A 19,053-nucleotide genomic window follows, 5' to 3' on the forward strand; every position below is an offset into this window, starting at 1 on the left:
TGGCTCGCAGCGGAGCGGACACTCAGGCGTCGGCAGGCGCCCCGTTTCTGAGCTCTTCAGTTCCACGACTTTTGGCCGATAGCCCGGACATCGCCGGATGCCCGTGTTTCGGGGGAAGCACGCTCCGCGCCGGCCGACCTTTGTACGCAGTGGTGAAACGATGAAGATTCTGCTGGTCGAGGACAGCCGCGCCATGGCTGCCGTCATGTCGGTGCGTCTCGCATCCTTCGGGTACGAGGTGAGCGTGGCCGAGAACGGAGAAGTGGCGGTCGCCCGTTTTGCCGAGGTGGTGCCCGATCTGGTGCTGATGGACATCGAAATGCCGGTCATGAACGGCTTCGAGGCCACCGCCCGGATCCGCGCGCTCGAAGCAACGCAGGACTGGGCATGGACACCCATTCTGTTCCTGACCGCGTCCGACACCCAGGAAAACCTGATTACCGCGATCGAGGCCGGTGGCGATGATTTCATCGTTAAATCAGTGGCGGAAGCGGTGCTGCAGGCCAAGATGAAGGCGATGGCGCGCATTGCCGCGTTGCGCAAGCGGCTGTCGGTCGCGAATCGGCTGCTGAAGGAGCAGGCCAGCCGTGACGGACTGACCGGGCTGTGCAACCGTCGCCACATGGACCTGACGCTGGATCTGGCCTGGAGCGAGGCGCGCAGCAGCGGCGCGACGTTCGCGCTGTTGATGCTCGATATCGACCATTTCAAGAAGTACAACGACTACTACGGTCATCTGGCCGGTGACGACTGTCTGCGCGCGGTCGCGCAGACACTGGCCGGCGTGGTCGAACGCTGCAACAGCGAGCGCCTGACCGACGGCGCTTTCGCCGCGCGTTACGGCGGCGAGGAATTCGCGGTGCTGATGCCGCAGGCCAGCGCCCAGGCTTACGAGCGGGTTGCTCATGGCGTGATCGAGGCGGTGCGCGGGCTGGGCATACGGCACGAGCGCAACGCAGACTGGGGCGTGGTGACCACGTCGGTCGGCGGCGCTTTCGTGTCGGCTGCCAATGACGAACTGATGCACGTGTTCCGCACCGCCGACGAGCGGCTGTACGCGGCCAAGGCCGCCGGCCGCAATCGCGCAGTGCTCAGCTGAAACTCAGCCGGGCACGCGTTCGCGCAGCCGTTCCAGCAGTACGCGAAGTTCGCGCTGGCCGTACAGGCCCTTGATCCACTCCGCCGGCCAGACCGCGCCGGCGGCACCCAGCAGCGTTCCCAGCACCGCACCGCGATGGCAGTTGTCGCCGCCCAGCCGCACGTTGGCGAGCAGGCCGTCGCGCGGGGCCCCGGCGTACTTCACCGCCAGGTGCAGCGTGGCTGGCAGTGCATCCTTCAGATAGCAGGCCGGGCTGAACTGGCTGCCGATCACCTCGTCGTCCGGTCGCTGCTCGGCCCAGGCGCGGTAAGGATGGTGCAGCGCCGGATGGTCGCCGGCGGCGGCCAGCGCGTCGTCCATAGTCAGGCCGTGCAGCAGATGGAAGGCGAGGTCCGCGTACAGCGTCGCGGCGGCGGCCATTTCTTCGCCCTTATGGGTCAGCGCCACATGATCGGTCACCGCCGCATGCAGCGCGTCGCGGTCCTGCGCGTGAAACAGGATGAGCGGCGCCAGCGTGGCCAGCCCGCCGATGTGGATGTCCTCGACGCCGCAGTCCTCCACCTCCAGCCCCTGACCGTAGTGACGGAAGAAGGCGCGGTGGCATTCCTCGACATAGGTGTCGCCGTGGCTGCCCGGGGTGAGCATGAAATCGACATAGCGTCGTGCGTAGTCGTCGCGGTCGTAGCGGCCGCACTCCAGCAATGATTCGGCCAGCAACCGGGCCAGCTGCATGTTCAGCGTGTTCTCGCCGGCGTGCAGGAACTGGTGGTAGTGGATGTCGCGCGGTCCGCCCCACCAGCGTTTCTGTTCGTGCAGGATGTCGTCGATCGGCCCGGTGCTGGCGTACTGGCTGCGCCACAGGAAGCTGTCCGGGTGCGGGTTGTGCGGCGGCAGGTAGCCGGTAATGTCGCCGTAGTCTTCAGGAATGCGTTCGCGTGTGTAGTACCAGTGCACCGGCATGGACAGCGCGTCGGCGATGAAGCCACCCCACCAGGCGGCGTCGAAGCGTGCGGGATCAATCATCAGGGCGTTCCGTTCGGTTGTACCGGTGTGCGTCTGCGCAGCCATTCGGCGACCGTGATGCACAGCGCCAGCCAGGCGCTGCCCGAACACAGCCCGGCCAGCACGTCGCTGGCGAAATGCACCTGCAGCACGATGCGGCTGAGGCCGGTGGTGAGCGCGATCGTGACCGCGATCCACAGCACCGGCAGGTGCCAGCGCGCCGGCAGCAGGCGCAGCGCCACCCAGGCGAGCACACCGTAGGCCACCAGCGTGCCCGAAGCGTGGCCACTCGGGAAGCTCCAGCTGGTTTCGGCCGCGTAGCCGTGTTCGTGTACCGGCCGAACCCGCTGGAACACCGCTTTCAGGCCCACGTTCAGCAGCGAATTGCCAGCGATGGCCGCTACCCAGGTGGCGGCCAGCAGATGCTGCCGTCGCCACAGCAGCAGGAGGGTACCGATCAACCCGAGCGCAGTCAGCGTTTCGGTGTCGCCGAAGTGGGTGAGGCGGGCAAACAGATTCAGGGTAGGGGCGTCCAGCGTGCTGCGCAGCGCGCTCGCCAGCGCATCGTCGAAATGCACCAGTGTGCTGCCGCCATTTACTGCCAGCGCCAGTGCGGTGAAACAGGCGGCGCCGTACAGCATGACCAGGATGCCGATCTGCGCCACCCGCCGGCGGCTGGCGGCGGCGTTGGCATGCAGGCGGCCGTTGGCGAACTGCAGCGCGGTGACCAGCAGCAGCGCACTCGCCAGCAGGGCGGCGTGCAGCATTGGCAGCTGGCCGGCGATCAGTGCGGCCAGCTGTTCGGGCGAAGACGGGAGGGGCGGCATGATTCAGTCGTTCAGGGGCAAGGCGCTCAGTGCAGCCAGTTCGAAGCGGTCATCGGCCGGGCGGTAGTCCCAGCGCTCGACCGAGGCGATGCGCACGCCGTGCTGACGGCCGGCGCGGATCAGGTTGACCGAATTGCCGGCGTCGCGCCGTGTGCGGTGTGACACCGCGGTACCGGCCTGCACCGCCCACAGCGTGCGGCCCCGATCCGTCAGCCGGCGTACCGAAGGCAGATGGATATGCCCACCGAGCACCAGATCGGCGCCGGCTTCGCGCCAGCGGACGATGGCTTCGCGGTGACCGCGCACCCGGTTGTGCTTTTCGGTCGCCCGATTGACCGCCAGCGGGTGATGCAGCGCCACCACCCTGAGCGCGCCAGGTGGTGCGTCCTGCAGATGCCGGGCGGTCTGTGCGATCTGTGCGGCCGAAAGTTCGCCATCTGAGTGGCGCCAGCGGCGGGTCGAATCCAGCCCGATCAGCCGCAACCCGTCGAGGTCGGTCAGGCTGTCGTGGGCCGTGCCGAAGGCGCGGTGGTAACGGGCATAGGGCGCGAACAGGCGCAGCGGCAGGTGGAACAGCGGCAGATCGTGATTGCCGGGCAGCACCACCTGGCGCGCAATGCCCAGGCTGTCGGCAAAGGCGCGGGCGGCGGCGAACTGCGCCGGTCGGGCGCGCTGCGTGAGATCGCCGCTCAGCAGCAGCAGCCGCGGCCGTTCAGTCTGCGCCAGCCGGCGCAGCGCGGCGCACACCTCGGGTCTTTCGGTACCGAAGTGCGGGTCGGACAGCTGCAGCAGCAAGGGAATCACAATGCGGGCACGATGCAGGGGTCAGGCGGTTTCGTCGTCGGGCACGATCAGCGACAGCGCGTCCGGCAGCACGCGGAATTCCAGCGGCGCGCGCATCCAGCTCACTTCGCCGTCGGTGGCCACCTTGATGCGGCTGCGCCGGCGTCCGCGCCGCAGCACGCTCAGGCGCAGCGACGCGAAGCTGAAGGACTGTACCTCATCCGCCTCGCCCAGCCGGCCGAACACGCCACGCGCCAGCAGCCAGAGCATGGACAGCCGTCCGGTCGGGCGCAGCGCCAGCGCGGCCAGCCGGCCGCCGTCGAGCGCGGACGCTTCGGCCAGACCGATCTGTTCCAGTTGCAGCCGGTTGTTGCCGACGAACAGCGTAGGCGTGTGCACGGTGCGCAGCCGCCCGCCGTGCTCCATTTCAAGCGTCATGCGGCGATGGCCGCGCAGCAGCGTGACCAGACCGGCCCACAGCGCCACCAGACGGCTGCGGCCGAACTGGCGCTTCCATTCCTCTCGGTTTTCCAGCAGCACCGGATACAGACCCAGACTGGCGTTGACCAGGAAAATGCGGTCGTTCACGCGGCCGACCTGCACGCTGCGCAACCGCCCGTTCAGCAGCAGCCGGACCGCGGATTCGGTATCGGCAGGAATGCCGTATTCGCGCGAGAAGTAGTTGAAGGTGCCCTGCGGCAGCACACCGAAGGGCAGGCCGGTGCCGGCGACCGCCTGCGCCACCGCGTTGATGGTGCCGTCACCGCCGGCCGCCACCACGATGCCGTGCTGCATGCGCGCTTCCTGCACCGCCTGCCAGGCGACCGCGGGCAGGCGTCGGCCGTCCTGCACCGGCAGCACCCGATGGCGGCGGCCGGCCGCCGTGAGCAGACCTTCGATCACCTCGCGTGTGCGTCCGGCGTCCTGACTGCCCGAGCCGGCGTTGAGCACGATGAACAGCGGGGCGTCGGCGGGTGGGCGGGTTGCGGGCATCGGTATCCGTAGTCGGGAAGATGGCTTCGCAGCCTACGCCGCCGGCCCGCGGCGATCAGCCAGCGGATTCCGACACGCGGCGCCGCTGTGCGTCGGCGGCCTGCAGGTGGGCATGCGCCAGATCGAGCCAGGGGGTGGCGAGTGCGTGTCGGGCGGCACGTTCCCGCAGGTCGCCGAAGATGTGTTCGGCTTCGGTCTGCGCGCCGCGCTGAAGGTCGCGCAGCATGGAGGCGGTGAGCGTGGAGCCGCGCTGGGTCAGCACTGCGCGGTAGCCGTCCATGTGGGCGGGCGTGGGTGGATGACCGCAGGCGGTGGCCACCGCAGCCGCCTCGTCGAGCAGGCCGGCGATCAGTGCCGGGCCGGCACAGCTGTCCAGGATGTCGCCGATGGGCGCGCGCATCAGGCAGGTGGCACCGGCCAGCGTGGCGATGAATACCAGCTTGTCCCACATGGCCTGTTCGATGTCGGCGGACAGCGTGTAGTCCGGCGACAGTGCCGCCAGCCGGTCGCCCAGCGCGGCGATCACCGGCTGCTGCGCCGGGTCGCGCGCGCCGACGATCAGTTTTTCGGTGGCGTTCAGGTGGCGGATGCCGCCGTCTGCGTCCAGCGTGAGCGCCAGATGGGCCACGCCACCGGCCACCCGTGCCCGGCCGAAGCGGGCGTCCAGCCGGTCGAGGTGGGCCACGCCATTGAGCAGCGGCAGTAGCACGGTGTCCGGCCCGACCGCCGGCGCGATCGCGTTCAGTGCGGAATCGAGGTCATAGGCCTTGCACGACAGCAGCACCAGGTCGACCGGGCTGTCGACCGCGCCCAGCAGCCGCGGTGTCACCGCCACGTCGCCCAGCGGGCTGTGCACCTTCAGGCCGGTGGTCTGCAAGGCGGCGGCGCGGGCCGGCCGCACGAGAAAGGTGACGTCGCTGCCGCCGGCCTGCAGCCGCGCGCCGAAATAGCCGCCGATGCCGCCGGCACCCAGTATCAGTATCCGCATGGTTCGGTCTCCGTCGGTGAGGAACGGTCCAGCATAAGCCGGTGGCGCATTAGCGGAGCACCGGCCCGGCGCACTGTGCCGGCGTGCGCAGCGATACATTCCGGACGGGCGGGATCAGCCGGCCAGCTTCTTCATCAGTTCGCGCACCGCGGCCACCCGGCTGTCCAGATCCGGGCTGGCCTTCTTCCACGACAGCCGGTCCTGACCTGCGAGCTTGAAGTTCCGGTCCTTCTGCACCAGCTGGATGATGCGTATCGGCTCGATCGGCGGATTCGGCACGAAGGTGAACAGGATCTGCGTGTCGTGCGCGTCGATCTTGACGATGCCCAGCGGCTTCGCGGCGATGCGCAGGCGATGGGTTTCAAGCAGCGCGCGGGTCTGGTCCGGCATCTGGCCGAAGCGGTCCACCAGCTCTTCGCGCAGTTCGCCCAGTTCGTCGTCCTTCTCGCAGTTGGCCAGACGCTTGTACAGCGTGAGCCGCTCGTGTACGTCCGGGCAGTAGTCGGTGGGCAGCAGCGCCGGCATGTGCAGATTGATTTCCGACACGATATCCAGCGGCTGGGTCAGGTCGCCGGCCTGTTCGCCCTTCTGCAGCGCCTTCACCGCGCTCTTGAGCATTTCGGTGTAGAGGTTGAAACCGACCTCCTGCATTTCGCCGGACTGCGAATCGCCCAGCACTTCGCCGGCGCCACGGATTTCCAGATCGTGCATGGCGAGGAAGAAGCCGGAGCCCAGCTCTTCCATCATCTGGATGGCTTCGAGGCGGCGGCGGCCCTGTTCGGTCGGCTTGGCGTGCGCGTCGGTCAGCAGGTAGGCGTAGGCCTGATGGTGGCTGCGGCCGACCCGGCCACGCAGCTGGTGCAGCTGGGCCAGGCCGAAGCGGTCGGCGCGGTTGATGATGATGGTGTTGGCGTTCGGGTTGTCGATGCCGGTTTCGATGATGGTGGTACACAGCAGCACGTTGTGCCTGCGCTGCGTGAATTCGCGCATCACCCGCTCCAGCTCGCGCTCCGGCAGCTGGCCGTGGCCGACCACGATGCGCGCCTCCGGCAGCAGGTCGGCCAGTCGCGTCTTCATCTCTTCGATGGTGTCGACCTCGTTGTGCAGGAAGTACACCTGGCCGCCGCGCTTGAATTCGCGCAGCACCGCCTCGCGGATGAGCCCGCGCGACCACGGGCTGACGAAGGTCTTGATCGCCAACCGCTTCTGCGGCGCGGTGGCGATGACCGAAAAGTCGCGGATGCCTTCGAGCGACATCGCCAGCGTGCGCGGAATCGGCGTCGCGGTCAGCGTGAGCACATCCACCTCGGCGCGCAGCGCCTTCAGCGCCTCTTTCTGGCGCACGCCGAAGCGGTGTTCCTCGTCGATGATGACCAGACCGAGGCGGGCGAACTTCACATCCTTCTGCAGCAGCCGGTGGGTGCCGATCAGCACGTCGATCTTGCCCTCGGCCGTTTCCTTCAGCGCCTGCGTCTGTTCCTTCGCGCTCTTGAAACGCGAAATTTCGGCGATGCGCGCCGGCCACTCGTGCGCCACCTGGGCGAAGCGGTCGGTGAAGGTCTGGTAGTGCTGTTCGGCCAGCAGCGTGGTCGGCGCCAGCACTGCCACCTGCTTGCCGTCGGCCACCGCGACGAAGGCGGCGCGCAGCGCGACCTCGGTCTTGCCGAAGCCCACGTCGCCGCACACCAGCCGGTCCATCGGCCGGCCGGAGGTCATGTCGCCGACCACCGCATTGATGGCATTGATCTGGTCCGGCGTTTCCTCGAAACCGAAGCCTTCGGCGAAGGCGTCCATGTCGTGTTGCTTGAAGCCGAAGGTGTGGCCCTTGCGTGCCGAGCGCTGCGCGTACAGCGCCAGCAGTTCGGCGGCGGTGTCGCGCACCTGGGCGGCCGCCTTTTTCTTGGCCTTTTCCCACTGGCCGGAGCCGAGCTTGTGCAGATGCACCTGGTCGCCCGGTGCGCCGCTGTAGCGGCTGATCTGGTGCAGCTGCGACACCGGCACGTAGAGCTTGTCGCCGTCGGCGTATTCCAGATGCAGGAATTCGGTTTCGCCTTCGCCGAGGTCCATGTGCATCAGACCGACGTAGCGGCCGATGCCGTGCTGCAGATGCACCACCGGGTCGCCCACCTTCAGTTCGGTGAGGTCGCGCAGGAAGTTCTCGGCGGTCACCTTGCGGCCGTCACGCTTGCTGCGCGAACGGGCCTGCGACGGGTAGAGCTCGCTTTCGGTCACCAGCGCCATCGGCGGGGCGGTGAGCGCGAAGCCCTCGGTCAGCGGGCCGACCGCAATGGCGAGCTTCGCGTCGCTGCCAAGCGCCGCGTCGAAGCCGTCGACCGCGCTGCCGGGCAGACCGTACTCGTTGAAATAGTCGGTCAGCGTTTCACGCCGGCCGGCCGATTCGGCCACCACCAGCACGCGCTGGGCCGCGATCAGGGCACGCAGCCTGAACAGCGGGTCGTCCGACTTGCGCTCGACCGCCACGTCCGGAAGCGCCGCGACATCGGCCACCTCGTCGCCGCGGCCCAGGCGCACGATGGGCCGGTTGGCCAGCGATACGTGGAACTGCTCCTCCGACAGGAACAGGTCGGACGGCGGCAGGATGGGCCGGGCGCGCTCGCCCTTCATCAGGTCATGGCGGCTTTTCGTGTCGCGCCAGAAGTCGGCGATCGCGTCATTCACCTCGAAATCGAGCGCCACCACCGCATTGGCCGGCAGATAGTCGAACAGCGTGTCGGTGCGCTCGAAGAACAGCGGGATGTAGTACTCGATACCGGCGCTGGGCACGCCGTTGGATACGTCCTTGTAGATGGTGGACTTGGTCGGGTCGCCCTCGAAGGTTTCGCGGAACCGCGAGCGGAAGGCGGCGCGCGCCTTGTCGTCCATCGGGAATTCGCGCGCCGGCAGCAGGCGGATTTCCTTTGTCGGGAACACGGTGCGCTGGGTATCGACGTCGAAGGTGCGGATGCTTTCGACTTCGTCGTCGAACAGGTCGATGCGGTAGGGCAGGGCGGAGCCGGTCGGGTAAAGGTCGACCAGACCGCCGCGCACGCTGTATTCGCCCGGCGCCACCACCTGGGTGACCGCGCTGTAGCCGGCCACCGTGAGCTGCAGGCGCAGGCCTTCGACGTCCAGCTTCGACCCCTGCTGCACGAAGAAGGTGTGGGCGGCCAGGTATTCCCGCGGCGCGACCCGGTACAGCGCGGTCGAGGCCGGCACCACCAGCACGTCCAGTTCGCCGCGCATCAGCGCGTACAGCGTTTCCAGCCGCTCCGACACCAGATCGGCGTGCGGCGAAAACTGGTCGTAGGGCAGGGTTTCCCAGTCCGGCAGCTGGAAGGCGCGCAGCGCGGGGGCGAACCAGCGGATTTCGTCGAGCAGGCGCTGGGCATCCATCGGCCGGGCGGCGACGATGACCAGCGGGGCACCGAGGTCGCGGGCGAGCTGGCCCAGTGCGAGGGCCTGGGCACCGCCGGGCAGTTTCGGCCAGTCGGTACGGCCGCCGGCGCGCGGCCGGGGAAGGCGGGACAACAGGGAAGGCGATGAAGTCATGAGCGGGCAGAGCAGTGGGGCGCCGGAAAGTTCAGGCGCCGCCGGTGACGGCAGAGGCGGGATTATCGCGGAAACGGTCGCCCTGCTGCGCCCGGCAGGCGCTCATTCGTACTCGTCGTACTTGCGTGCGTCGCCGCGCACCCGGTCCGCCGGGTACTTTTCGCGGTTCAGCTGCATCTTCTCGGCCACCGCGGCCGGCAGGTCGATGTCCAGCACGTCGGCCAGGCGCACCAGATAGACCAGCACGTCAGCCAGTTCGTGACCAACCGCGGTGCGCTTGTCGTCGGCCAGTTCGCGGCCGGTGGGCAGCCACTGGAAATGTTCCATCACCTCGGCTGCCTCGATGCTCATCGCCATCGCCAGGTTCTTGGGCGTGTGGAACTGCGCCCAGTCGCGCTCATCGACGAACTGGCGGACGAGATCGCGCAGGCGGTCCAGGCGGGCGGTGTCGGCGTCGTGCGGCATGGTCTGTGTCGAGTTGTGGCAGGTGTGCGATTGTTGCAAAACTGCCCCTCCGCGTCGCCGTCAAGACTTGATCTTGCCAATGGTGCGGCGCAGTATCGGCAGCCTCTCTTCCCTTCCGACACTCGATGACCCAGGCCAAGCACGAATCCAAGGCATTGGCGCCGCTGATGATTGCGGCGCTGGGCGTGGTTTTCGGCGATATCGGCACCAGTCCGCTGTACGCCTTCAAGGAGGCGTTTGCCGGCACCCATGGCCTGCCGCTGTCGGAAGCGAATGTGCTGGCCACGCTGTCGGCGCTGTTCTGGGCGGTCACGCTCATCATTTCGTTCAAGTACGTGTTTATCGTGCTGCGCTTCGACAACGAGGGCGAGGGCGGTTCGCTGGCGCTGGCGTCGCTGGCGCAGCGCTCGGCCCGGGTCGGCGTGCAGCGCCGGGTGGCCGCGGTCACCGCGGCCGGCGTGTTCGCGGCGGCGATGTTCTACGGCGACGCGGTGATCACGCCGGCCATTTCGGTGCTGTCTGCGGTCGAAGGCATCGCGGTGGTCGCACCGACGCTGGAGCACTGGATCGAGCCGATCACCATCTTCATCCTGGTCATCCTGTTCTGTGTGCAGCGTTCGGGCACCGCGGTGGTCGGCCGCTTCTTCGGGCCGGTCACGGTGATCTGGTTCGCGGTGCTGGCGCTGCTGGGCGCCTGGAGCATCGCGCAGACGCCGGAGGTGCTGCGGGCGCTCAATCCGATGTATGCGGCCAGCTTCGTAGCCGAAAAGCCGGGCCAGTCCTTCCTGCTGCTGGGCGCCATTTTCCTGGCGCTGACCGGCGGCGAGGCGCTGTATGCGGACATGGGCCACTTCGGCGCCCGGCCGGTGCGTCTGGCCTGGTATCTGATCGTGTCGCCGGCACTGCTGATCAACTATTTCGGCCAGGGCGCACTGGTGCTGCGTTCGTCCGAGGCGGTGAGCAATCCTTTCTTCATGCTGGCGCCGGAAGAGTGGCGCTTCGCGCTGGTCGCGCTGGCCACCATGGCTACCGTGATCGCGTCGCAGGCCACCATTTCCGGCGCCTTCTCGATCACCGCCCAGGCCACCCGGCTCGGCTATCTGCCGCGTCTGCGCCAGCTGCACACCTCGGACACCGAGCGCGGGCAGGTCTATATCCCGGCAGTGAACTGGATGATGCTGGTGGCGGTGGTGGTGCTGGTGCTGGAATTCGACACCTCCAGCGACCTGGCCGCCGCCTACGGCATCGCGGTGTCCGGCGACATGATCATCACCACGCTGCTCATGCTGTTCATCACCACCATGTCGCAGCGCCGGCTCAAGACCGTGCTGCTGGGGGTGCTGGGCGCTTTCCTGGTGGTGGAGGTGCTGTTCTTCGCATCCAATCTGACCAAGTTCATGGCCGGTGGCTGGCTGCCCATGCTGCTGGGCGGTGCGCTGTTTACGATGCTCACCACCTGGAAGCGCGGCAGCAGCCTGATCACCCGTGAGCGCCGGCGCATCAACATTCCGATGAAGGATTTCTTCGGCGGTCCACCGCTGGACGTGCCTCGGGTGCCGGGTACCGCCATCTACCTGACCTCGGACACCGAAACCGTGCCGAGCGCGCTGTTCCACAACCTGAAGCACTTCAAGGTGCTGCACGAGCGGGTGTTCTTCCTGCACGTGTCGATCGAGGACGTACCGCGGGTGCCGGACATCGACCATATCGAGGTGCACGAACTGGGCGGCGGCAATTACACGGTCGAGGTGCGCTACGGCTTTCGCGAGGAACCGAACATTCCGGAGGCGCTGGCCGCACTGGCCGATCTCGGGCTGGTGCTGGAGCCGATGAGCACCACTTATTTCGTTGCCCGCGCGACCGTGGTCGAAGGCGAGGGCAATGATCTGCGCGCCTGGCGGCGCGCGCTGTTCGGCTGGATGATGCGCCAGTCCGAAGGCCCGGCGAACTACTTCCACCTGCCGCCCAACCAGGTGGTGGAACTGGGCACCCAGATCAGCCTCTGACGCGGGGTGGCGGCGCCGGGAAATTTGCCCGGTCCGTCGCGTCATGCCTTCCGCAGGAACTGCCGCGCATCGACAATGCCGAACCTTCGGGCTGCCCACGGGCGCCCGCAGACCATCGTCCCCGCACAGGAAAACAAGAATGCGCTACACCCGCACCGCGATGTCGCTGCACTGGCTCATCGCACTGATGATCATCGGCCTGTTCGCCTTCGGCCTCTACATGGTCGAACTGCCGCTGTCGCCGCAGAAGCTGAAGTACTACTCGTATCACAAGTGGGCCGGTGTCACGGTGTTCCTGCTGGTGCTGCTCAGACTGGTGTGGCGCATCACCCACCGGCCGCCGGAGCTGCCGTCCAGCATGCCCGGCTGGCAGGTGAAGGCGGCCAAGGCCGGCCATCATCTGCTCTACCTTCTGATGGTGATCGTGCCGCTGTCCGGCTGGCTCATGAGTTCGGCCAAGGGCTTTCAGACCGTATGGTTCGGCGTGCTGCCGCTGCCCGATCTGCTGGCCAAGGACGCGGCGCTGGGCGATGTGCTGCTGTGGGTGCATCGCGTGCTGAACTGGCTGTTCATGGCCGTGGTGGCGGGCCATGTTGCGGCGGCGCTCAAGCACCACTTCATCGATCGCGACGGTACGCTGGCCCGCATGTGGCCGGGCAGGCGCGACTGAACGTCTGCGCTCGGTACGCGTTCAGCGCGCGCCGGGCGGCACCCAGGCCTGGGCCGGTTCCAGCCGGTAACTCCAGGGCAGGCCGGCGTTCTTCCAGCCATTGGCAGTGCGCCGGCCGTCGACCAGATCGCCCTCGAAACCATCCACCACATTCCATACCCGGCTGAAGCCGGCGGCCGCCAGCACGTTTACCGCGGCGGTGGTGCGGTCGCCGGAGCGGCAGATGAGCACGATGTCGGCGCCGTGCTCCAGACCCTTGGCCTTGAGCCGGGCTTCGATCGCCCGCACGAAGTCCGGATTCCTGTGCAGCGTGTAGCTGCGCGTCTTCGGGTCGAAGTGGTCGAAATCGATCAGCAGATAGGGAATGTTGGCGTCCATGCCGGCCGGTACGCCGACATAGCTCACTTCGGCCGGCGTGCGTACGTCGATGAACAGCGTGCCTGAAGGGTTGGCGTCGACCAGGCGGTGCGCTTCGGCAGCGGTCAGATAACGTTCGAGTACGGTGCGGCGATTCTGGCCGACCACCTCCGGTTCGACCGCGGCAGCGGAGAGGCTGGCGCACAGCACCAGCAGGGGCAGAACGGATTTCATCGGAGCGTCCTCCGCTTCCTGGCCGAGTGCCCGGGCAGGGCGACCGGCGATTTCAGGCCACGCTGAGGCGCGGCTTGCCACGCAGTCGACTGCGCAGCGGGCGGTCGAGTTCGTTCAGACGGGTGGTCAGCGTGTCCATCAGCGCCTCGCGCGACACCGATTTCGACACGAAACAGCTGGCACCGGCTTCGTGGGCAGCGCGCTGCCAGGCCGGATCCTCGATGCCGGACAGCAGCACGATCACCAGCTGGTCCGGCGTGTAGTGCTCGCGCAGCGCGCGACAGGTGGCGATGCCATCCATGCCCTGCATCAGGCCGTCGAGCAGCAGTACGTGCGGACACTGCTGGCCGACCAGCAGCAGGGCTTCCTCGCCGCTTTCGGCTTCGCGGATGCGGGAGCAGCCTGCGCGCTCCAGCGAACGGCGCATCAGGAAACGTTCGGCCTCGTCGTCGTCGACGATGAGAATGTCCAGCGCATCCGGCAGTTCGGCGTTGCCGCCGGCGCCATCGAGACTGCATTCGACCACCCGGCGGGCGGATTCCAGCTGCATGCGGCTGGCAATCGGCACCAGCGTGGTGGCCAGCGCCCAGTCCTTTTCCATTGCGGCGGCTTCGAGCCGGCGCATGGTGTCGTGCAGATCGAAGGCCTGGGCGTGTACCGCCAGCGACTTCAGCGTGTGAGCGGCGCGGCGCAGCGTGCTTTCGTCGCGTTCGCGCAGCGCTTCCTGCAGCGACAGCACGTTGCGTTGCGATTCCTTTTCGTACAGCGCGGCAAAGCGCGCACGGTCGGATTCGCCGATGCTGTCGATCGAGATCGACGAGGTGCCGGATACCATGCCGTCCGGCAGCCACTTGCGCACGATGGCGTACAGGTCGTCCTCGCGGAAGGGCTTGGCGAGGTAATCGTCCATGCCGGCGGCGATGCAGTTCTCGCGGTCGCCGTCGTTGGCGCCGGCGGTCAGCGCGATCAGTGGCGTGGCCGGCAGGCCGACCAGTTGTTCGCGGTCGCGGATGCGCTTGCTGGCTTCGAAACCGTCCATGCCCGGCATCTGGCAGTCCATCAGCACCAGGTCGAAGCGGGCGTGCTCCAGCTGCTGCAGGGCCTGGCGTCCGTCGTGGGCCTGGGTCACCCGCAGGCCGAACGCTTCCAGCATGTGGCTGGCGACTTCGGCATTGACCGCGCTGTCTTCGACCAGCAGCACGCTGCCGGCCAGACGCGGCAGCTTGGGCAGAGAGAGGCCGTTGTGGCTGTCGTCCAGCGTGGTGTTCACCACCTTGCACGGCAGGGTCAGCGTGAAGGTCGAACCGATGCCCTGGGCACTGCGCAACGCGATCGAGCCGCCCAGCATTTCGGCCAGCTGGCGGGAGATCGCCAGCCCCAGACCGGTGCCGCCGAAACGGCGCGAAGCGGTGTTGTCGGCCTGTGCAAATGCGTCGAACACCCGTCCGTGATCGCCGTCGGCGATGCCGATGCCGGTGTCGCGTACCGCCATCACCATGCGGATCGAACCGTTGGTCGGGCGTTCCTTCAGCAGCAGGTCGTCGTCAGTGGAGTGGGCGCGCAGCGCGATGAACACGCCACCGTGTTCGGTGAACTTGATCGCGTTGCCGATCAGGTTCACCGCGATCTGGCGCAGACGACCCGGATCACCTTCGATGCGGGCCGGGATCGCGTCATCGACGTCCAGCGCCAGCGTCAGGCCCTTTTCGCGCGCCTGGGCGCTGAGCAGTTCAGTCACTTCGCGCAGCGTGCGGCGCGGATCGAATTCGCTGCGCACCAGATCGAAGCGGCCGGCTTCGATCTTGGACAGATCGAGAATGTCGTTCAGCAGATCGAGCAGGTTTTCGCCCGAGCGGTACAGGGTTTCCAGATAGCGCCGCTGTTCGCCGTTCAGCTCGCTGCGCAGCAGCAGCTGGGCCATGCCGAGCACGCCATTCATCGGCGTGCGGATTTCGTGGCTCATATTGGCCAGGAACTGGCTCTTGGCCTGGTTGGCCTGTTCGGCGGCTTCCTTGGCTTCTTCGTTCTCTTGCGCGACCTGGGCGTGGTGCAGGCGCAGGCGGATGAATTCGGCGGTATTGCGCTGGAAGCGGCGGGCGTTGACCACCGCGATCAGCAGGAAGAGCAGGATGAAACCGCCCAGTACCTCGCGCTCCGGTTCGAGTGAGGACAGGTAGAAGAAGGCGGTCGGCAGCAGCGTGGGCAGCGCCATGCAGACATAGGCCTTCCACATGCCGGTCAGCGAGAACAGGCCGACTGCGGACACCGCGACCAGACACAGCGGCACCACCATTTCGTAAGGGTGGCCGGGCGGCGGCATCAGTGTCACGCCCAGCGCACCCCAGGTGCAGCCGGCGGTCAGCACGCCCAGCATGAACAGCCACTTCCAGATCAGCGTTTCATTGATGCCTGGCGACACATGACGCCAGGCCAGGATGAGACCGTAGCGCCCAACGTTCACCACCACCATGGCGGCCACCCACAGCGACAGGCCTCGGGTGTCGACCACCTTGTGCAGCACGCCCCAGATCAGGCCGGACAGCACGATGGCCATCAGCAGCGTGAACGGCGTGAGGCGATAGGCAAGCGCGACCAGTTCCGCCTCGACCTGGCGTTCCGTACCTTCGTTGCGCGGCGTGCTGCCGTGTGTGAGGAGGGACGTGGGCATGGCGCTGCTCAGGTCGATCGCGTCCGGACCGTGAGGCCCGCTCTGGAAGGTGATGTCCGGTTCACGACGAGCGCGTGGCTTTCTTTAGCCGCAGCGCCGCGGCAAACCGGTGCGTTCATTGGCCGTAGCTCCCGAACTTGGCCAGCACCCGGGCCATTTCGTCGGTGTCGAGCAGGCGCGGCGTGCCGATCTGGAGTGCCCGCCAGTACTGTTCGCACAGCGATTCGAATTCGACCGCCAGTGCCACCGCCTGCTTCAGGTCGCGGCCGAAAACAAGCATGCCGTGATTGGCCATCAGACAGGCGCTGCGGCTGTCCAGCGCCTCCAGCACCGCATCCGACAGCGCCTGTTCGCCAAAGGTGGCGTAGCGCGCGCAACGTACGGTGCTGCCGCCGAAGCGGGCGATCATGTAGTGGAAGGGCGGGATTTCGATGCCCAGACAGGCCAGCGAGGTGGCGAAGGGCGAATGGGTATGCACGATGGCGCCGGCGTCCTGCCGGGCGACATAGATGTCGCGATGGATGCGCCATTCAGACGACGGCTTCAGCCGGCCGCTCCAGCGGCCTTCGAGGTCGACCTCGACCATGTCGCCGGCGCTGCAGTCGTCCGGTTCCATGCCGCTCGGCGTGATCAGAAATGCGGAACCGCGGCGCGCGCTGACATTGCCAGCCGCACCGCGGTTGAGCCCGCACGTTTCCAACCGGCGAGCCGCATTGAGCACCTCGGCGCCGCTGACCTCAGACATCAGGGTGTGCCCCTGTATTGTGGAGTGCGGCTGATTATCCTTACAACGCCGCGGATTACAAGCGTGTCAGCATGAAATGTTGACGAAGTTTCGGCTTTGGCTGCGTATCGTCGGGCGCAAACCCTTGCCCGGCAACAAAGCGGTTTATCTCGAAAACACTTTAAGTTCTGTGGATGAGGGGGCCTGTCCGGCGGCCGTGTCGATTACGCCGCGCTCGGTCACGATGGCGCTCACCAGCGCGGCCGGGGTCACGTCAAAGGCCGGATTGGCGACCTGCCGGCTGCCGTCGAGCACGCTGACGCCGCCTTCGGCGCCGCGCACGATCCGCACCTCGTCGCCGCTGCGTTCCTCGATCGGGATTGCGTCGCCGTCGGCGCAGGCCAGGTCTATGGTCGACCACGGTGCGGCCACCCAGAAGGGCCGCGCGTGCGCGCGTGCCGCCAGCGCCTTCAGATAGCTGCCCACCTTGTTCGCGGTGTCGCCATTGGCGGCGATGCGGTCGGCGCCGATCACCACCGCGTCGACCTTGCCTTCGCGCATCAGCTGACCGGCGGCGTTGTCGGCGATCACCGTGTGCGGCACGCCGGCGCGGGCCAGTTCCCACGAGGTGAGCAGACCCTGGTTGCGCGGCCGGGTTTCCGACACCCACACGTGGATGTCCAGCCCGGCCTGCCGTGCGAGATAGATGCCGGACAGCGCGGTGCCCCAGCCGGTGGTGGCCAGCCAGCCGGCGTTGCAGTGGGTCATCAGGTCGATGCGGCCGGTCGCCGGCAGTGCGCGGATCAGCGTCAGCGTATGTTCGCCGATGGCGCGGTTGGCGGCGCGGTCCTCGTCGCAGATCGTCAGTGCTTCATGCCACGCGGCATCGGCGCGGGCCGACGGGGCCAGCGGCTGCACCGCGCGACTGACCCGGTCCAGCGCCCAGGCCAGATTCACCGCGGTCGGCCGGGTCGCGGCCAGCATGCGTCGTGCGGCGTCGAGCGCCGCATCGTCGGCTGCCTCGCGCAGCGCCAGCGCCAGACCGAAGGCGCCGATGGCACCGATCAGCGGCGCGCCGCGCACCTGCATGGTGGCGATCGCGTGCGCCGCCTGCGCGGCGGTGTCGACGCGCAGTTCGTGCTCGGCGAAGGGCAGGCGGGTCTGGTCGAGAATGTGGAGCACATCGTCAGCGATGCGCAGCGGACTGGGCGTGTCGTTCATGGAGCGCGTGAGGTGAGCCGTATTGCGTCGGGGCCTGAAGCATAATCCGGGCTCCCAGCAAAACGATGTCTGCCATGCAGGATTACAGCGGCCGCGTGCCGTCCAAGCTGCCCGATGTGGGCACCACGATCTTCACCGTCATTTCGCGTGAAGCCGCCGAACTGGGCGCGCTCAACCTGTCGCAGGGTTTTCCCGACTTCACTGCCGGGCCGGAACTGTTCGACGCGGTGGCGCGCCACATGCACGCCGGCCACAACCAGTATTCGCCGATGGCCGGCCAGCCGGCGCTGCGCGCCGCGGTGTCGGCCAAGATGGCAGCGGTGTATGGCGCGCAGTACGACCCGGAAAGCGAGATCACCATTACCGCCGGCGCCACCCAGGCCGTCTATACCGCGATCACCGCGCTGGCCGGTGCGGGCGACGAAGTGATCATTTTCGAGCCGGCCTTCGACAGCTATCTGCCGGGCATCCGGCTGGCGGGTGCGACGCCGGTATTCATCCGGCTGGAAGCGCCGCACTTCCTGCCCGACTGGGACGCGGTGGCGCGTGCCATCACGCCGCGCACCCGGCTCATTATCACCAACACGCCGCACAATCCGACCGGCGCCACCTGGTCGCTCGATGACCAGCGCCGGCTGGCCGCGCTGTGCGACGGCCGCGACATCCTGGTCATTTCGGACGAGGTGTACGAACACATCATGTTCGACGGCCGCGAGCACGCCAGCGCCTGCCGCGTACCGGAACTGGCGGCGCGCACGCTGCTGGTGTCCAGCTTCGGCAAGACCTTTCACGTGACCGGCTGGAAAGTGGGCTTCGTCTGTGCGCCGCCGTCGCTGACCGCCGAATTCCGCCGCGTGCATCAGTTCAACGTGTTCGCGGTGAACACGCCCTGCCAGCTCGGGCTGGCGGATTACATGGCGGACGCCTCGCGCTATCTCGATCTCGGCGCCTTCTATCAGAAGAAGCGCGACGACTTCCGTGCCCGCATGGCCGGGGCGCGCTTCGAACTGCTGGACTGCGCAGGCACCTATTTCCAGCTCGCCCGCTACGACGCGATCAGCGACGAGCCGGACGCCGCATTCGTGCGCCGGCTGATGCGCGAAGCCGGCGTGGCTACCATACCGGTGTCCGCCTTCCACCACGATGGCTTCGACGCGAAGCTCATCCGTTTCTGCTTCGCCAAGAGCGAAGCGCTCATTGAACAGGCGTGCGAGCGCCTGTGCGCTTACTGAAAGTGATGATGGAAAACGTCGATTTCGAACTGCGGGGCGAGTATGTGGCCCTGTGCGATCTGCTGAAGATTGCCGGTGTGGTCACCAGTGGTGGCGAGGGCAAGGCCCGCGTCGACGCGGGCGGCGTGAGGGTGGATGGCCAGCCGGAATCGCGCCGCACCGCCAAGATACGCGCCGGTCAGGTGGTGGAGTGCGACGGCGTGCGGGTCAAGGTGCGCGCTGCGGCCTGAGCGGC

General features: G+C 67.4%; 16 protein-coding genes. 5 read left to right on the top strand and 11 right to left on the bottom strand.

The window, feature by feature from the left end; translation table 11 throughout:
- The first annotated feature begins 160 nt into the window (after positions 1-160).
- Complete coding sequence (locus METUNV2_RS0107450; RefSeq protein WP_018228854.1) at positions 161-1,099, top strand: GGDEF domain-containing response regulator; 939 nt, start codon at positions 161-163, stop codon at positions 1,097-1,099.
- A 3-nt stretch (positions 1,100-1,102) separates the two neighbouring features.
- Here the strand turns inward: METUNV2_RS0107450 and METUNV2_RS0107455 are convergent, their stop codons facing one another.
- The 7 genes from METUNV2_RS0107455 to METUNV2_RS0107485 all read right to left on the bottom strand — a co-directional run bounded on the left by METUNV2_RS0107455 (position 1,103) and on the right by METUNV2_RS0107485 (position 9,706).
- Positions 1,103-2,122, bottom strand: coding sequence for an ADP-ribosylglycohydrolase family protein (locus tag METUNV2_RS0107455; protein WP_018228855.1), 1,020 nt, complete (start codon positions 2,120-2,122; stop codon positions 1,103-1,105).
- The gene (locus METUNV2_RS0107460) at positions 2,122-2,928 is read right to left on the bottom strand and encodes a phosphatase PAP2 family protein (protein WP_018228856.1); all 807 of its coding nucleotides are present in this window, start codon (positions 2,926-2,928) and stop codon (positions 2,122-2,124) included. The genes METUNV2_RS0107455 and METUNV2_RS0107460 overlap by 1 nt, the downstream gene beginning before the upstream one ends.
- Positions 2,929-2,931: 3 nt before the next feature.
- Positions 2,932-3,723, bottom strand: coding sequence for a metallophosphoesterase family protein (locus tag METUNV2_RS0107465; RefSeq protein WP_018228857.1), 792 nt, complete (start codon positions 3,721-3,723; stop codon positions 2,932-2,934).
- Positions 3,724-3,753: 30 nt separating this feature from the next.
- Complete coding sequence (locus METUNV2_RS0107470) at positions 3,754-4,704, bottom strand: diacylglycerol/lipid kinase family protein (RefSeq protein WP_018228858.1); 951 nt, start codon at positions 4,702-4,704, stop codon at positions 3,754-3,756.
- Positions 4,705-4,759: 55 nt separating this feature from the next.
- Complete coding sequence (locus METUNV2_RS0107475) at positions 4,760-5,692, bottom strand: ketopantoate reductase family protein (protein WP_018228859.1); 933 nt, start codon at positions 5,690-5,692, stop codon at positions 4,760-4,762.
- 114 nt (positions 5,693-5,806) lie between these two features.
- Entirely contained in the window at positions 5,807-9,241 is a 3,435-nt protein-coding gene (gene mfd / locus METUNV2_RS0107480; RefSeq protein WP_018228860.1) for a transcription-repair coupling factor, read from the bottom strand.
- 102 nt (positions 9,242-9,343) lie between these two features.
- Positions 9,344-9,706 (bottom strand): nucleotide pyrophosphohydrolase, encoded by a 363-nt coding sequence (locus METUNV2_RS0107485; RefSeq protein WP_008058782.1) that lies wholly within the window; start codon positions 9,704-9,706, stop codon positions 9,344-9,346.
- 125 nt (positions 9,707-9,831) lie between these two features.
- Here METUNV2_RS0107485 and METUNV2_RS0107490 point away from each other — a divergent pair, with 125 nt between their 5' ends.
- Positions 9,832-11,712: a potassium transporter Kup gene (locus METUNV2_RS0107490; RefSeq protein ID WP_018228861.1), complete on the top strand. Its 1,881-nt coding sequence runs from the start codon at positions 9,832-9,834 to the stop codon at positions 11,710-11,712.
- A 139-nt stretch (positions 11,713-11,851) separates the two neighbouring features.
- A complete protein-coding gene (locus METUNV2_RS0107495; RefSeq protein ID WP_018228862.1) occupies positions 11,852-12,382 on the top strand; it encodes a cytochrome b in 531 nt (176 codons plus the stop codon).
- A gap of 21 nt (positions 12,383-12,403) precedes the next feature.
- Here METUNV2_RS0107495 and METUNV2_RS0107500 read toward each other — a convergent pair whose 3' ends face one another.
- From METUNV2_RS0107500 to mtnA, 4 genes are all read right to left on the bottom strand, one after another.
- Positions 12,404-12,973: a rhodanese-like domain-containing protein gene (locus METUNV2_RS0107500; protein ID WP_018228863.1), complete on the bottom strand. Its 570-nt coding sequence runs from the start codon at positions 12,971-12,973 to the stop codon at positions 12,404-12,406.
- 52 nt (positions 12,974-13,025) lie between these two features.
- Entirely contained in the window at positions 13,026-15,641 is a 2,616-nt protein-coding gene (locus METUNV2_RS0107505) for a response regulator (RefSeq protein WP_018228864.1), read from the bottom strand.
- A gap of 115 nt (positions 15,642-15,756) precedes the next feature.
- Positions 15,757-16,386 (bottom strand): class II aldolase/adducin family protein, encoded by a 630-nt coding sequence (locus tag METUNV2_RS0107510; protein ID WP_018228865.1) that lies wholly within the window; start codon positions 16,384-16,386, stop codon positions 15,757-15,759.
- 144 nt (positions 16,387-16,530) lie between these two features.
- On the bottom strand, positions 16,531-17,586 hold the full coding sequence (gene mtnA, locus METUNV2_RS0107515; RefSeq protein WP_018228866.1) for an S-methyl-5-thioribose-1-phosphate isomerase: 1,056 nt from the start codon (positions 17,584-17,586) through the stop codon (positions 16,531-16,533).
- Between the two features lie 65 nt (positions 17,587-17,651).
- Here mtnA and METUNV2_RS0107520 point away from each other — a divergent pair, with 65 nt between their 5' ends.
- Together METUNV2_RS0107520 and METUNV2_RS0107525 are read left to right on the top strand one after the other, a co-directional pair.
- On the top strand, positions 17,652-18,818 hold the full coding sequence (locus METUNV2_RS0107520) for a methionine aminotransferase (protein ID WP_018228867.1): 1,167 nt from the start codon (positions 17,652-17,654) through the stop codon (positions 18,816-18,818).
- Positions 18,819-18,826: 8 nt separating this feature from the next.
- The gene (locus tag METUNV2_RS0107525; protein ID WP_018228868.1) at positions 18,827-19,048 is read left to right on the top strand and encodes an RNA-binding S4 domain-containing protein; all 222 of its coding nucleotides are present in this window, start codon (positions 18,827-18,829) and stop codon (positions 19,046-19,048) included.
- Positions 19,049-19,053 lie beyond the last annotated feature (5 nt).

The organism is Methyloversatilis universalis EHg5, from assembly GCF_000378945.1.
Taxonomy (GTDB): Bacteria; Pseudomonadota; Gammaproteobacteria; order Burkholderiales; family Rhodocyclaceae; genus Methyloversatilis; species Methyloversatilis universalis_A.